The following is a 14035-nucleotide window of genomic DNA, read 5'->3' on the forward strand; positions in this document are numbered from 1 at the left end:
ATGGAATCAACACAGATAGCGTCTAACGGATTTATCAGCGCAGCATACGTAGTAGCCGCGGTATTTTTTATTTTTAGTTTGGCGGGTTTAAGCAAACAAGAAACAGCAAAAAGAGGCAACCTCTTTGGCATGATAGGTATGGCAATTGCCTTACTAACAACCATCATTGACCCGAGAGTGTCTAATGTGTTTGTTATTATCATTGCTATGGTGATAGGTTCGGGCATTGGGCTTAAATTAGCCAACAAAGTTGAAATGACCCAAATGCCAGAGCTGGTTGCTATTTTACATAGTTTTGTAGGTTTAGCGGCGGTATTAGTTGGCTTTAACAGCTTTTATGATGCTGATCACAGCTTGGTATTAACCGCAACACAACAAACAGCGATGAATATCCACTTAACCGAAATATTCCTTGGCATTTTCATTGGCGCAGTAACATTTACTGGCTCTATTGTTGCCTTTGGTAAATTAAGCGGCATGATTGATTCAAGTGCTTTGATGTTACCTCATCGCCATAAAATGAACCTTGCAGCGGGTATTTTTAGCTTTTTTCTACTGCTAGGTTTTGTTAATAATGGCGGTGCAAGTCCAGCCTTATATATTATGACGGTAGTGGCATTAGTATTCGGATGGCATTTAGTTGCTTCTATTGGTGGTGCGGATATGCCAGTGGTAGTGTCAATGCTTAACTCATATTCAGGCTGGGCTGCAGCTGCGGCAGGCTTTATGTTAAGTAATGATTTACTCATTATTACCGGTGCACTAGTTGGCTCATCAGGGGCTATATTATCTTATATTATGTGTAAAGCGATGAACCGGTCATTTATCAGTGTTATTGCCGGTGGTTTTGGTACGGAAGTAGTTGTTGATGAAGACAAAGACTATGGTGAGCACAGAGAAGTTAATGCCGAAGGTGTTGCCGACTTATTACGTGGCGCAAAATCAGTAATTATAGCGCCAGGTTATGGTATGGCGGTAGCACAAGCGCAATACCCAGTTTATGAACTCACTCAACAGCTAATCAATAAAGGAATTAAAGTACGTTTTGCTATTCATCCTGTTGCTGGGCGTTTGCCTGGGCATATGAACGTGCTATTAGCCGAAGCGAAAGTTCCTTATGATATTGTGTTGGGCATGGAAGAAATCAATGATGACTTTAGCGAAACTGATGTGGTACTAGTTATTGGTGCTAATGATACCGTAAACCCTGCTGCCAATGATGATCCAAACAGCCCTATTGCCGGAATGCCGGTGTTAGAGGTATGGAATGCTAAAGAGGTGGTTGTGTTTAAACGCTCTATGAATACAGGTTATGCAGGGGTGCAAAACCCACTATTCTTTAAAGAAAACTCACAAATGCTATTTGGTGATGCAAAAGAAACAACGGAACAGATTTTCAGAGCATTATAACTTAACGCGTTTATGAGCAGTTAAAAAGGTTGGGTGAGGCACTCAACCTTTTTAACTACTATTCACTAGCAGAATACTCAACATTACAGCTAAATAATTAGTGTAATTACTCTTTTTACTTTACTTTAGTTTAAATCAGCGTTTAAATCACAGCATCGAGAAATTAAGCTAGGTTAATAAAATTCATATTTATTATGAATATCAATTGATTTATCATTTCGTTTCTTTAATATAATTTAAAGGCATTGTTCGATGTCTATTCTTCCAATTAGGAGAGCGCTTTATGACAAGTAAAATCTCAATTCCCAGTTCTGGTGACAAAATCACGATAGCTAATGGTAAATTAGTGGTACCTAATAATCCTATTGTCCCCTTTATTGAAGGTGATGGTATAGGTGTAGACGTAACGCCTCCTATGATCAAAGTTGTTGATGCCGCTGTTAATAAAGCTTATGGCAAAGAGAAAAAAATTGCTTGGATGGAAGTTTACGCAGGTGAAAAAGCAACCCAAGTTTACGATTCAGAAACCTGGCTGCCTGATGAAACTTTAGAAATGTTTAAAGAATACAAAGTAGGCATAAAAGGGCCATTAACCACACCTGTAGGTGGTGGCATGCGCTCGTTAAATGTTGCTTTACGCCAAATATTAGATTTATATGTTTGTCAAAGACCGGTGCAGTGGTTTACTGGCGTACCGAGCCCAGTGAAAAAACCGTCTGAAGTTGACATGGTCATTTTCCGAGAAAATACCGAAGATATTTATGCTGGTATTGAGTACCAAGCAGACTCAGAAAGCGCTAAAAAAGTCATTTCTTTCCTTACTGAAGAAATGGGCGTTACTAAGATGCGCTTTACCGAAAATTGCGGTATTGGTATCAAACCTGTTTCTAAAGAAGGCACGCAACGCTTAGTGCGCCAAGCAATTCAATATGCCATTGATAACAACCGAGATTCAGTAACCTTAGTACACAAAGGTAATATCATGAAGTTTACTGAAGGTGCTTTTAAAGATTGGGGTTATGAGCTAGCTTGTGAAGAGTTTGGTGCCGAATTAATTGATGGTGGCCCATGGTGTCGTATTAAACACCCAAAAACAGGCAAAGAAATAATTATTAAAGATGTTATTGCTGATGCGATGTTACAACAAATATTACTTCGTCCTGCTGAGTACAGTGTTATTGCCACGCTTAATTTAAATGGTGATTACCTGTCTGATGCGCTTGCAGCACAAGTGGGTGGTATTGGTATTGCCCCAGGAGCTAATTTAAACGATGAAGTAGCTATTTTTGAAGCGACTCATGGTACAGCGCCTAAGTATGCAGGTAAAAATAAAGTGAACCCAGGCTCTGTTATTTTATCGGCAGAAATGATGTTACGTCATATGGGCTGGGTAGAAGCGGCAGATTTACTACTAAAAGGCATGTCAGGAGCAATAGGTGCAAAAACCGTTACATACGATTTTGAGCGCTTAATGGATGATGCAACCTTAGTGACGTGTTCAGAGTTTGGCGATTGTATTATTGACCATATGTAAGCATTATTGCTTGTTGTAATTACATCAAAAAAGCCAGCGTAATATATAATTACACTGGCTTTTTTTATCGCTTTTTTAATACGTTAACATAGGCGTAAATATTTATCAGAGCAGTCGTTTTAGCCACTGCACTAGCCGGCCTAGACTTTCATGCCAAGCATTGGTTGTTTGCTGTAGTTTGTTACTATTAGGCACATAGTAGCTCCAGTTTTTCTCGCTATTAATATTTTTAACCCAATGCCCCACCGGCGCTGCAACTGGCTCAACACCTTGGTCTTGAAAGTACAGCATTGCTCTAGGCATATGATTGGCATTAGTCACTAACACAATGTTGGTGCCAAAAACTCTAGGGGCAATTAATTGTGCTTCTTCTTCTGTGTCTTTAGGGAAGTTTTCAGTAATTATTTTTTGTTTAGGAATACCTAATAATACTAACGCTTGTTTCATTTTTTGCGCGTGAGAAGTAGGATCAGTATTGTGATGGCCGGAAGTGATTATTTTAGCGTTAGGGTGAAGCTTATGAATTCTCAATACCTCAACCAAGCGCTGCAATGAGTCTGAATTTAATTGACTTGTTACCGGCAATGCTTCGTTACCTTGATGCCAACCACCTAACGCTACAATATAATCGACACGTTTGTTAGTAGGGGAGTAAGCAGGGTAATTATCTTCAATACTAACCATAACACGATCAGACAATGCCGGTATTGATGAAGCAACCAATAACACTAGCGCAGAAAGTAAGCACTTAAAACTGATATGAGGGCGTTTTCGAAAAAAAAGCACCGACAAAAGTAATAAAATCAGCACAATATTAATTGGCATAACAAACACTGAAATGATTTTTTTAAGTAAAAATAAATCCATTACATTGAATAATTATAGTGGGATAGTATCAATACTATATCAAAGTTTATAACAATTTATGTAATGAAATCAGGATATTCAAATAAAGCATATTAGCCGTCTAAAAGTCTATTGCAATTTTTGTTCATTTAAGGTTTAATAGAGCAGTTACTCAATTATGTGTTTGAACACTCTATTAAGTAACACCAGAAGAGGAGCGATAACTAGGTAAATAACGTGATACCCAAGGGTATTAGGAACCACATTCCGATAAGCGTTATTGAGGGAGTTTATCGCCGAGAGTATTAGCAATGTGGCTGTTAATACTCGGTCACTAAGGCTGAATCCTTAGGGCTGTCACCGTATTTTATACCTGAAAAGGTAAAGGTGGAGAGCTTCTGGCTGAAAAAGTTATATTGCGCGTATAAATGTATTAAAATACGTTAGCCTGCCAAACTGCTCAGTCATGCTCTTCCTGTATTAATTCGCCAATGATACTTATTAAATCATAGCACTTAGGAAGAATAACCATGTTTCAACAAGCACAATCTCAATCCTCTGAACAACCTAATCAAAATTTAGCTATGAGTGTGGCCAAATTTGGCGGCACTAGTGTTGCTGACTTTCCAGCAATGTTGCGCTGTGCTCATATTATTAAAAACGATACCCGTAATCGCTTAGTGGTTGTGTCAGCGAGTGCCGGTGTAACCAACCATCTAGTTCGTTTAAGCCAAGCAAATATTTCACTTGAAGAGCAAAACCAAATTATTGCAGCTATTCGAGTAATTCAACTCAACATTACCCAGCATTTAACATCTTCAGTTGAACAGGCTTTAAACACCGAAATTGATAACTTACTTGATCAGCTAGCAACTTTGGCATTAAACCAGTCGCAGCAACACAGCGTTAAACAAAGTGATGCTATTCTTGCGTTTGGCGAGCAACTTAGCTCAAGAATATTTGCCCAAGTATTACAGTCTATTGATGTTAATGGCGCTTATTTTAATGTGCAACAAGTGATGAAAACCAATAGCTTGTATGGCAAAGCCGTGGTTGATGTTGAACAGTTGGCCTTGGCGTGTAATCAATTGTTAGTGCCTAAATTGAGCCAACAAGTACTGGTCACCCAAGGTTTTATTGGTGAAGATGGTTTAGGCGAAACCACCACTTTAGGCCGAGGAGGCTCAGACTATAGCGCGGCTTTGCTTGCTGAAGCACTTAATGCACAAAACCTAGCCATTTGGACCGATGTAGTTGGTATTTTTACCACAGATCCTCGCATTACTGAGCAAGCACGTGCCATTAAAGAAATCAGCTTTGGTGAAGCCGCGGAAATGGCGACTTTCGGCGCTAAAATATTGCACCCAGCCACATTAATACCGGCAATGCGACGCAATATTCCGGTGTTTGTCGGCTCAAGTAAAGAGCCAGAAAAAGGTGGCACCCAAATTAAACAAAAAGTAGCCTCAAACCCTACCTATCGCTCAATTGCGTTAAGACGAGAGCAAACCTTAGTTACCGTTAAAAGCCCAGCCATGCTACATGCCAGTGGATTTTTGGCCCAAGTTTTTGGCATTTTAGCTAAGCATGAGCTGAGTGTTGATTTGATCACCACCAGCGAAATCAGTGTTGCACTGACCTTTGATAACCCGAGTGACTCAACTCAGTCGTTGTTAACCTCAACTGTGGTGCAAGAGTTGGAGCAACTATGTGAAGTGTCAGTAGAGCACGGATTGTCATTGGTTGCGGTGATTGGTAATGGTTTAGACTCTGCAAAAGGCATAGGGCAAAGTATTTTTCAAACAATTAATGACACCAACATTCGTTTAATATGTCATGGAGCAAGTGCCAATAACTTATGCTTTTTAGTTGACGAGCAAGATGCCAACCATGTTGTTGAAAAGCTGCATAGTGCATTATTTGTATAGCATTAACGGGTTTTCATTGTTGTTAACAAGGTGTCTAACTGAGTCGTTAAACCTTGCAAATCATCAATCGACATTCCTGTAACAGAAAACATCTGTGCAGGAATGTTAATTGCTTGTGCTTTTAACTGGCAGCCCGCTTGAGTTAGTTTTATTTCAACACTACGTTCGTCGTTACTATTACGCACCCGACTTAGCAAATCTTGTTTTTCTAATCGTTTCAATAACGGTGATAAGGTGCCAGAGTCGAGATCAAGTTTGTCACCAAGGTGTTTAACTGAAACAACCGAGCGAGTGTTATTATGTTCCCATAACACCAACATCACCAAATATTGTGAATAGGTCAAGCCCAGTTGTTTTAATACCGGGCTATAATGACGATTCATCAATTTTGTCAGGCTATAAAGCCTAAAGCACAATTGGTTTTCTAATTTCAAATTATCATTATTAGGCATAAATTATGACCATCGTTTATAAAAGCTTCTCAATATCAGCTTCAATAGCTGCTGGCTTTGTTGTTGGGGCGTAACGTTTAATGACGTTACCTTCTTTATTCACTAAAAACTTAGTGAAATTCCATTTTATCCCCGTTGAACCAAGTAAGCCAGGTGCTTGAGATTTTAAAAAGGTAAAGAGTGGATGACTATTATCGCCATTTACTTCTATTTTGCCAAACAATGGAAATGTAATGTTAAAGCGCAAATCACAAAATTGTTTAATGTCTTCATTACTGCCTTTTTCCTGCTGTTTAAACTGATTGCAAGGAAAAGCAAGCACCTCAAAACCTTGTGCTTGATGTTTTTGATAAAGCGTTTGCAAGCCTTCATATTGTGGCGTAAACCCACAATCACTGGCGGTATTAACAATTAACATCACTTTGTTTTTATAGCTAGCTAATTCTATAGTTTCGCCGCTGCTATCTTTGGCAGAAAACTGGTATATGTCATGACTCATTATATTTCCTCAGATGAGAACACCTTCTCATTATATTTTTATTAATAAGCTGTTATTCACAGCGCTATCAATAGATTGTCATTCCAGTGGTGTTTTATGCTGGAATGCAAATAAAAACTAAGTTGCTAAAAATTAAATTGTGCACAACCTAATTTCATAGAGTTTATATTGTTTTTATTTTAATTGCAAAAAAGGGTAAACTTCAGTGATAAAAATTAACCTTCAAAAATAACTGATCGGAACTCAAAAAATGAACCCAATTATTCAAATGTTAACTGAACATAATATCAGCGAAGAAAAAATCAGTGAGCTTTTTCAAGCGTTAACCGAAAATCCATTAATGGCAATGGGGATTATTCAACAATTAGGAATTCCACCTGAAAAATTACAAGCGATGATGGGCTTAGTAATGACTCAACCTGAGCTGATTAAAGAAGCTGTAGAAGAGTTAGGTTTAGACTTTTCAAAAGTAGAAGCGGCAAAATCGAAACTTAAAGAAGGGTTGTAATTCGCTAATGTCAGTAAATAATAACAGCGATACCATGAACGATTTGCTTAGCGAAATAAAACAGCAAGCAACAACTATCAACTTTGAGCAAGTCATGCAGGTAATTGCCGATAATTACCATTATCAACCCGCTGACTTTACTAATGGTGAGCTAGTTAACCAAGCGGGCACTAATGAAGGATCATGTAAAATATTTTATTTTGCTCAATTAAATAACTTAACTGAGCAGCAAACACTCGCTTGTTTTGGGCGTTACTACCGAGAAGATGTATTAGCAAACCCAAGCGGTAATGACCATGGTAATATCAGAAACTTCATGAAAACAGGTTGGCAAGGCGTTGAGTTTGCATCGGTCGCATTAGTCAGTAAGTAACTTAAACTAAGACTGACAATAAAACGGGCAATGAATTACCCCTACAAAGGGCACACCATGTCGGGCGGAGTGAAAAACCATTGTAGGGCGGAATTTATTCCGACAAAAAGCGGGCAATGAATTACCCCCTACAAAGGGCAAACCATGTCGGGCGGAAAGTGATAAACCATTGTAGGGCGGAATTTATTCCGACAATAAGCGGGCAATGAATTACCCCCTACAAAGAGCAAACCATGTCGGGCGGAATGAACACTAATGTAGGGCGGAATTTATTCCGACAATAAGCGCGCAATGAATTAGCCCCTACAAAGAGCACACCATGTCGGGCGGAAAGTGGTAAACCAATGTAGGGCGGAATTTATTCCGACAAAAAGCGGGCAATGAATTACCCCCTACAAAGAGCAAACCATGTCGGGCGGAAAGTGAAAAACCAATGTAGGGCGGAATTTATTCCGACAAAAAGCAGGCAATGAATTACCCCCTACAAAGGGCACACCATGTCGGGCGGAAAGTGAAAAACCAATGTAGGGCGGAATTTATTCCGACAAAAAGCGCGCAATGAATTACCCCCTACATAGAGCACACCATGTCGGGCGGAAAGTGATAAACCATTGTAGGGCGGAATTTATTCCGACAATAAGCGGGCAATGAATTACCCCCTACATAGAGCACACCATGTCGGGCGGAGTGAAAAACCAATGTAGGGCGGAATTTATTCCGACAATAAGCGCACAATGAATTACCCCTACAAAGGGCAAACCATGTAGCGTACTCCGACTACGAACTAAATACAGTTAAATTAAAAGTTTAATAAGGAACAGCATAATGAAAGTAGCATTTATTGGTTTAGGCGTTATGGGTTACCCTATGGCTGGTCATCTTCAAAAAGCAGGCCATGACGTTTGTGTTTATAACCGTAGCACTGAAAAAGCAAAAAAATGGCAAAGCGAATACGGGGGCACCTTTGCCCAAACCCCAGCACTTGCTGCCAAAGAGTGTGAAATTGTTTTTTGTTGTGTAGGTAACGATGAAGACGTTCGCCAAGTTGTATTGGCAGAGCAAGGAATATTAGCCGGCATGCCTAAAGGTGGTATTTTAGTTGATCACACTACAGCATCAGCCAATATCGCCCGTGAAATAGCCGAAATTGCAACAAGCCAAGAACAACACTTTATTGATGCGCCAGTATCAGGTGGCCAAGCAGGTGCTGAGAATGGAGTGTTAACCGTTATGGCAGGAGGAGATGCTGAAACTTTTGCTAAGGCACAACCGATAATGGCGGCTTATGCTCGCTTTAGTCAATTAATGGGCGCTGTGGGCAGTGGCCAATTAGCTAAAATGGTTAATCAAATTTGTATTGCCGGTGTGGTACAAGGTTTAGCTGAAGCGTTTAACTTCGCAGAAAAAGCTGGCCTAGACTCCCAAGCACTAGTAGAAACTATCTCTAAAGGAGCTGCAGGCTCATGGCAAATGGAAAACCGTTACAAAACCATGTTTGCTGGCGAATATGATTTTGGTTTTGCCGTTGATTGGATGCGCAAAGACTTAGCCATAGCCTTTGACGAAGCCAAAAAGAATGACGTGCCACTACCAATGACAAAAATGGTTGATGGGTTTTATCAAGAGATTCAAGAAAGTGGTGGTAATCGTTGGGATACCTCTAGTTTAATCTCTCGTTTTAAAAAATAGCTTCACAACCTAGTTAACAACTATGTAGCGTATTCCGATAAAAAAGCGGGCAGCGAATTACCCCCTACAAAGGGCACACCATGTCGGGCGGAAAGTGATAAACCAATGTAGGGCGGAGTTTATTCTGACAAAAAGCGGGCAATGAATTACCCCCTACAAAGGGCAAACCATGTCGGGCGGAAAGTGAAAAACCAATGTAGGGCGGAATTTATTCCGACAAAAAGCGGGCAATGAATTACCCCCTACAAAGGGCACACCATGTCGGGCGGAATGTGATAAACCCATGTAGGGCGGAATTTATTCCGACAAAAAGCGGGCAATGAATTACCCCCTACAAAGGGCACACCATGTCGGGCGGAAAGTGAAAAACCCATGTAGGGCGGACTTTAGTCCGACACAAAGCGGGCAATGAATTACCCCCTACCAAGAGCAAACCATGTCGGGCGGAAAGTGAAAAACCAATGTAGGGCGGAATTTATTCCGACAAAAAGCGGGCAATGAATTACCCCCTACAAAGAGCAAACCATGTCGGGCGGAAAGTGATAAACCAATGTAGGGCGGAATTTATTCCGACAATAAGCTTACTCCGACACAAAGCGGGCAATGAATTACCCCCTACAAAGAGCACACCAATGTCGGGCGGAAAGTGGTAAATCAATGTAGGGCGGAATTTATTCCGACACAAAGCGGGCAGCGAATTACCCCCTACAAAGGGCACACCATGTCGGGCGGAAAGTGATAAACCCATGTAGGGCGGAATTTATCCCGACAATAAACGGACAATGAATCCCTCTAAAACCAATAGATTTTGCTCTGGGATAAATGAAAAGGCATAATAATGTAAAATACGGATGTTTAACACCTGAATGCTAGCAACTAACAACTTGGTTCACACCAAGCTGTTGAGGGGAATTAAATGTTGAAATATCAAGCGGCAATAGCCATTACAGCTTTATTTTTTACTACCTTTTCTCCGCTAGCGCACAGTAGTAACGCCAGTAACCATGAGGATAATGCTAACCGTGTTGATCTGGTTATTTCAGCGCCACCTCAGGGAAAAAAGAGCAGAAATCCTTTTATTGAAGAGCTCTTATCGCAGATTTTTACAACTCAAAACCTAACATTAAACCTTATTTACCATCAGCAACCTTTAGGGCAGAACCGCGCAGTTAAACAATTAAGCAATGATGTTGATATTGATCTTAACTGGTCGGTAACAAACGTATATCGTGAAGAAAAACTAAGGGCCATCAAAATCCCCATATATCAAGGCTATATTGGTTGGCGGGTACTATTTATTCGGCCTGATGCTATTGAAAAATTCAACCAAGTTAAAACTATTAATGATTTGAAGAAATATACCGCAGTACAGCGTTTTGATTGGGCAGATTATGAGATATTAAAGGACAATTTATTACCCGTAGAGGGAAATCTGAGTTTTGTTAATCACTCTAAAGCTGTGCTTGACGGCTTAGTTGATTATTTTCCACGCTCTGTATTAGAGGCCGAAAGTGAAATAAGTGAGACCAGAAATCAGCAATTAATTATTGAGCCTAACTTAGTATTAAAATATCCGTCCGCACATTACTTTTTTGTTAACAAAAACAACTCCGCCTTGGCATCTGTTATTGAAAAAGGTTTTCAAGCGCTTATTGCTAATGGCGACTATCAAGCATTGTTTAACCAATACTTCGGCGCAAGTTTAAAAAAACTAAACCTTGAAAACCGCACCGTGATCCATTTAAAAAACGCTTCTTTTCCTAATAAGTAAATAACACCGACTAGCCTTGCACATATTCATAGAGCGCTTTTAAAACTGACATTTTGCCTTTGTTTTCTTCATGCTCATGTGCCAAGTTTTCAATTTTAATCATAAACTCATCTAAGCTTAGAATGCCCTTGCCACCATATTGTAACTTACCTTTGCAATGGTTTTGCCATTTTGCTTGCTCTTCATTCGTTAAGGTGTGCGGAAAGTTTCGAGCTCTATACCTAAATAACAACACCGACAAACGTTCATCTTGAAATTTAAACGGATAACTTCCCAGCTGCTCAGGGGGTAAACCGCGTAGCACGTCCATTTGTGCTTTATCGCTTTGGCTAAAGAAACTACCACCATAGAGCGCTTGCTCTGCATCGGTATCAGCATTATCAAACGCCTCAGGCGCAAAAACATCACTTAACTTATCTCTTAGTTCACTATGTTTTTTTAACGTGGCCAAGTTTTCTAAACAAAAGTCACGGGGAATAGCTAAACGTTGGGCATTTTCAGGTAAAAGTGTTTTTGCTGGCGCAACAATAGGGCATTTATTGATATGAATAAGTTTAAGAGGAATCGGTTTTTCATCGGGCGCTAAATCATCATGACGCGTATACAAACGTGTTTTAATCTCGTCACTTGTTAATGTTAAAAGTGGTGCAAGATCTTGCGCTAAATCGACACAAATTACCGCATTTTTATTCACCGGATGATAACTAACCGGCGCAAACCAACTAGTACATCCATGCTTTGACGATATTTTAGACGAGGTATGTACCACGGGTGTCATATCAGCAACATTTAATAATTCAGCAACTTGTTTTTTGCCCCTTAAATTAAAGATGAAATCATATAATTTTGGCTGTTTTTCTTTAATTAATTTCGCCATAGCAATAGTGGCGTATACATCACTCATGGCATCATGGGCGGCTTCATGGCTAATGCCATTAGCTTGCGTTAATAGCTCAAGACGAAAACTTACTACCTCTTCACCATCACGCTCAACGGTTGGCCAGTTAATCCCTTCAGGACGGAGCGCATAGCAGGCACGCACCATATCAATAATATCCCAACGGCTATTACCGTTTTGCCATTCGCGCGCATAAGGATCAAAGAAGTTACGATAAAATAAATAGCGAGACACTTCATCATCAAAACGAATATTGTTATACCCAGCAACACAGGTATTATGCGTAGCAAATAAGTTGTGAATACGGGTAGCAAATTCTGCTTCAGACAAACCTTCACTTTGCGCTTTTTGCGGCGTAATTCCGGTAACTAAACACGCTTCAGGGTGCGGTAAATAATCAACCGGAGGTTGACAGTAAAACATCTCAGGCTCGCCAATAATGTTTAAATCAAGATCAGTACGAATACCGGCAAATTGAGAAGGCTTATCAAACTTAGGGGAAATGCCCCAAGTCTCGTAATCGTGCCACAAAATTGTAGGTTGTTTACTAGCATCCATTAGCTTCGATTACTCCATCTTGAACCTTTATTTTTTCTTTTAATATCAGCATCTTTTATCAATTTAGTGTCCGTTAAAATTCATTGCTATTTTTTATCTCTAATTCTAAAGTGTGCATCGTAATGTGCATCATGAAAGTGTAAGATGTGCCCACAGACGGATCGTATTATATTTAGGTTTTACTATGTCATTAAGCGATAACAAACTCAGAAACATAAAAGCACCTTACACTGGTAAAAGAGAATTAGCTGACCGTGATGGTTTGACCGCAAGGATCAGTGCTAATGCAATAATTACGTTCAATTATCGCTTTAGATGGCAAGGTAAGCAACAACCAATTAAAATTGGTCGCTATTCAGATATTAAATTGTCTGAGGCTAGGATAAAGTCAGGAGTGGGAAGTCCACTTTTAGTTACTGATTCTAACGAGAAGGTAATGATCGCTTTGTTAAAAGTGAACTTGTCTCGATAGTGGTAAAAATAACCTTAAGTTATATCTTGGTTTGGGGGCGAAAGCGCAATAGCTTTAACTCCCTAGCTTAGTGACATTTAAATTGTTATAGCTAGAGATTACTTAAACTAGCCCTGACATCAGCAATGGTGATAAATAATTTACTTTCATTGTCTTCAAAGGCAGTAAAACCATATCTTTCATAAAAATGCTTTGAGCCACCTTTTGCCTCGACAATAATTACTGGAAAAGCGACACTATCACTGGCGCTAAGTAATTTGGCAAGTGCGTCAATTAATAACCATTCACCAAAACCTTGACCTTTGTACTTTATATCAACACCAAGGCGCGCAATTAAACCTCCTGAAGTGGATGATTGATGCTTTTTTTGCAGTCTCGAAGGTAAGCTCTCTAATTCGATAGGTGTCATGGTGAGGGTGTAGAAGCCAATTACCTGTGAATTGTTGGTGGTATCTTCGAGAACAAATGTTCTAGTGTTATCTTTTTTTGCCTGCTGGTTTGCCATAGCTTTAAAATAGTGATTTAAGGCTGTAATTTCACAGTTGAAATTATTTCTATCATGCTTAGTTTTATCTAACAGAACAGTTTTCATTATTGTGTTTTACTTTGATAGCGAGAGGCAGCCATTTTTAACTTAGTGTTAGCTGTTGCTGGCTTGTCTAAAGCTTCCATTAGCATAATGGCATCATGCTGGCTGAGTTTAAGTACTTGCTCTTGTTCAATCACTTGTTTGGCTTTTTCTACTGCCGCACTTAAAACGAACGAATTTATACTGGACATCCCAGCTAATGCAGTAGCCTTACTTAGTAGATGTTGGGTATCAATATCAACCCTAGCAGTGATTCTGGGTAATGTAGCAGCCATAATTTTTCCTTTGTTTTTATGTGTCAAAGTGACACATGAATATTATGGTTCATTAATTTAAAATAGGCAAGTGTTGTGTCATTGTGGCACATGAAGTTTTAATAAAATAATTATAGTAAGAACTATCGAACTAACTCAGAAATAAAAGCACTTTTCACTGGAAAAAGAGAATTAGTTGACCATGATGGCCTGGCAGCAAGGATCACAGCTAACGCAATAATTACGTTTAATTA

Annotated in this window: 14 protein-coding genes and 1 riboswitch; of the genes, 8 read left to right on the top strand and 6 right to left on the bottom strand. The window is 39.6% G+C overall.

Features of this window, described 5'->3' with window-relative positions; genetic code table 11:
* Positions 1-1410, top strand: a complete 1410-nt coding sequence (gene pntB / locus ABXG98_RS16140) for a Re/Si-specific NAD(P)(+) transhydrogenase subunit beta (RefSeq protein ID WP_353539731.1) — start codon at positions 1-3, stop codon at positions 1408-1410.
* Between the two features lie 283 nt (positions 1411-1693).
* Positions 1694-2944 (top strand): NADP-dependent isocitrate dehydrogenase, encoded by a 1251-nt coding sequence (icd, locus tag ABXG98_RS16145; protein WP_353539732.1) that lies wholly within the window; start codon positions 1694-1696, stop codon positions 2942-2944.
* Between the two features lie 105 nt (positions 2945-3049).
* On the opposite strand, the gene ABXG98_RS16150 is transcribed toward icd, so the two are convergent.
* Entirely contained in the window at positions 3050-3769 is a 720-nt protein-coding gene (locus tag ABXG98_RS16150) for an ElyC/SanA/YdcF family protein (protein WP_353539733.1), read from the bottom strand.
* A 223-nt stretch (positions 3770-3992) separates the two neighbouring features.
* Positions 3993-4196: riboswitch (Lysine riboswitch) on the top strand.
* A 124-nt stretch (positions 4197-4320) separates the two neighbouring features.
* Between ABXG98_RS16150 and lysC the strand changes: the two genes are divergently transcribed.
* Positions 4321-5718: a lysine-sensitive aspartokinase 3 gene (lysC, locus tag ABXG98_RS16155; protein WP_353539734.1), complete on the top strand. Its 1398-nt coding sequence runs from the start codon at positions 4321-4323 to the stop codon at positions 5716-5718.
* Between the two features lie 2 nt (positions 5719-5720).
* On the opposite strand, the gene ABXG98_RS16160 is transcribed toward lysC, so the two are convergent.
* Positions 5721-6170, bottom strand: coding sequence for a MarR family winged helix-turn-helix transcriptional regulator (locus ABXG98_RS16160; protein ID WP_353539735.1), 450 nt, complete (start codon positions 6168-6170; stop codon positions 5721-5723).
* Positions 6171-6186: 16 nt separating this feature from the next.
* Complete coding sequence (locus ABXG98_RS16165; protein WP_353539736.1) at positions 6187-6669, bottom strand: glutathione peroxidase; 483 nt, start codon at positions 6667-6669, stop codon at positions 6187-6189.
* A gap of 250 nt (positions 6670-6919) precedes the next feature.
* On the opposite strand from ABXG98_RS16165, the gene ABXG98_RS16170 reads away from it, so the two are divergent.
* The 4 genes from ABXG98_RS16170 to ABXG98_RS16185 all read left to right on the top strand — a co-directional run bounded on the left by ABXG98_RS16170 (position 6920) and on the right by ABXG98_RS16185 (position 11010).
* Positions 6920-7177 (top strand): DUF2999 family protein, encoded by a 258-nt coding sequence (locus tag ABXG98_RS16170; protein WP_353539737.1) that lies wholly within the window; start codon positions 6920-6922, stop codon positions 7175-7177.
* A gap of 7 nt (positions 7178-7184) precedes the next feature.
* Complete coding sequence (locus ABXG98_RS16175) at positions 7185-7550, top strand: HopJ type III effector protein (RefSeq protein ID WP_353539738.1); 366 nt, start codon at positions 7185-7187, stop codon at positions 7548-7550.
* An 825-nt stretch (positions 7551-8375) separates the two neighbouring features.
* The gene (locus ABXG98_RS16180; protein WP_353539739.1) at positions 8376-9239 is read left to right on the top strand and encodes an NAD(P)-dependent oxidoreductase; all 864 of its coding nucleotides are present in this window, start codon (positions 8376-8378) and stop codon (positions 9237-9239) included.
* Positions 9240-10155: 916 nt separating this feature from the next.
* On the top strand, positions 10156-11010 hold the full coding sequence (locus ABXG98_RS16185; RefSeq protein ID WP_353539740.1) for a substrate-binding periplasmic protein: 855 nt from the start codon (positions 10156-10158) through the stop codon (positions 11008-11010).
* A gap of 10 nt (positions 11011-11020) precedes the next feature.
* Here the strand turns inward: ABXG98_RS16185 and sbcB are convergent, their stop codons facing one another.
* The gene (sbcB, locus tag ABXG98_RS16190) at positions 11021-12466 is read right to left on the bottom strand and encodes an exodeoxyribonuclease I (RefSeq protein ID WP_353539741.1); all 1446 of its coding nucleotides are present in this window, start codon (positions 12464-12466) and stop codon (positions 11021-11023) included.
* A 184-nt stretch (positions 12467-12650) separates the two neighbouring features.
* Between sbcB and ABXG98_RS16195 the strand changes: the two genes are divergently transcribed.
* Positions 12651-12938 (top strand): Arm DNA-binding domain-containing protein, encoded by a 288-nt coding sequence (locus ABXG98_RS16195; protein ID WP_353539742.1) that lies wholly within the window; start codon positions 12651-12653, stop codon positions 12936-12938.
* 91 nt (positions 12939-13029) lie between these two features.
* Here the strand turns inward: ABXG98_RS16195 and ABXG98_RS16200 are convergent, their stop codons facing one another.
* On the bottom strand, positions 13030-13533 hold the full coding sequence (locus ABXG98_RS16200) for a GNAT family N-acetyltransferase (protein ID WP_353539853.1): 504 nt from the start codon (positions 13531-13533) through the stop codon (positions 13030-13032).
* Positions 13530-13802: a type II toxin-antitoxin system TacA family antitoxin gene (locus tag ABXG98_RS16205; RefSeq protein ID WP_353539743.1), complete on the bottom strand. Its 273-nt coding sequence runs from the start codon at positions 13800-13802 to the stop codon at positions 13530-13532. Before ABXG98_RS16205 ends, ABXG98_RS16200 begins: the two co-directional genes overlap by 4 nt.
* Between the last annotated feature and the right edge of the window lie 233 nt (positions 13803-14035).

It is taken from the genome of Colwellia sp. KU-HH00111 (assembly GCF_040362745.1).
Taxonomy (GTDB): Bacteria; Pseudomonadota; Gammaproteobacteria; order Enterobacterales; family Alteromonadaceae; genus Colwellia.

Bases quoted from the DNA above. Each gene is read 5' to 3' on its own strand.
- pntB (WP_353539731.1), top strand. From the start codon at position 1: ATGGAATCAACACAGATAGCGTCTAACGGATTTATCAGCGCAGCATAC.
- ABXG98_RS16170 (WP_353539737.1), top strand. From the start codon at position 6,920: ATGAACCCAATTATTCAAATGTTAACTGAACATAATATCAGCGAAGAA.
- ABXG98_RS16205 (WP_353539743.1), bottom strand. From the start codon at position 13,802: ATGGCTGCTACATTACCCAGAATCACTGCTAGGGTTGATATTGATACC.
- lysC (WP_353539734.1), top strand. From the start codon at position 4,321: ATGTTTCAACAAGCACAATCTCAATCCTCTGAACAACCTAATCAAAAT.
- sbcB (WP_353539741.1), bottom strand. From the start codon at position 12,466: ATGGATGCTAGTAAACAACCTACAATTTTGTGGCACGATTACGAGACT.
- ABXG98_RS16180 (WP_353539739.1), top strand. From the start codon at position 8,376: ATGAAAGTAGCATTTATTGGTTTAGGCGTTATGGGTTACCCTATGGCT.
- icd (WP_353539732.1), top strand. From the start codon at position 1,694: ATGACAAGTAAAATCTCAATTCCCAGTTCTGGTGACAAAATCACGATA.
- ABXG98_RS16195 (WP_353539742.1), top strand. From the start codon at position 12,651: ATGTCATTAAGCGATAACAAACTCAGAAACATAAAAGCACCTTACACT.
- ABXG98_RS16150 (WP_353539733.1), bottom strand. From the start codon at position 3,769: ATGCCAATTAATATTGTGCTGATTTTATTACTTTTGTCGGTGCTTTTT.
- ABXG98_RS16160 (WP_353539735.1), bottom strand. From the start codon at position 6,170: ATGCCTAATAATGATAATTTGAAATTAGAAAACCAATTGTGCTTTAGG.
- ABXG98_RS16185 (WP_353539740.1), top strand. From the start codon at position 10,156: ATGTTGAAATATCAAGCGGCAATAGCCATTACAGCTTTATTTTTTACT.
- ABXG98_RS16175 (WP_353539738.1), top strand. From the start codon at position 7,185: ATGTCAGTAAATAATAACAGCGATACCATGAACGATTTGCTTAGCGAA.
- ABXG98_RS16165 (WP_353539736.1), bottom strand. From the start codon at position 6,669: ATGAGTCATGACATATACCAGTTTTCTGCCAAAGATAGCAGCGGCGAA.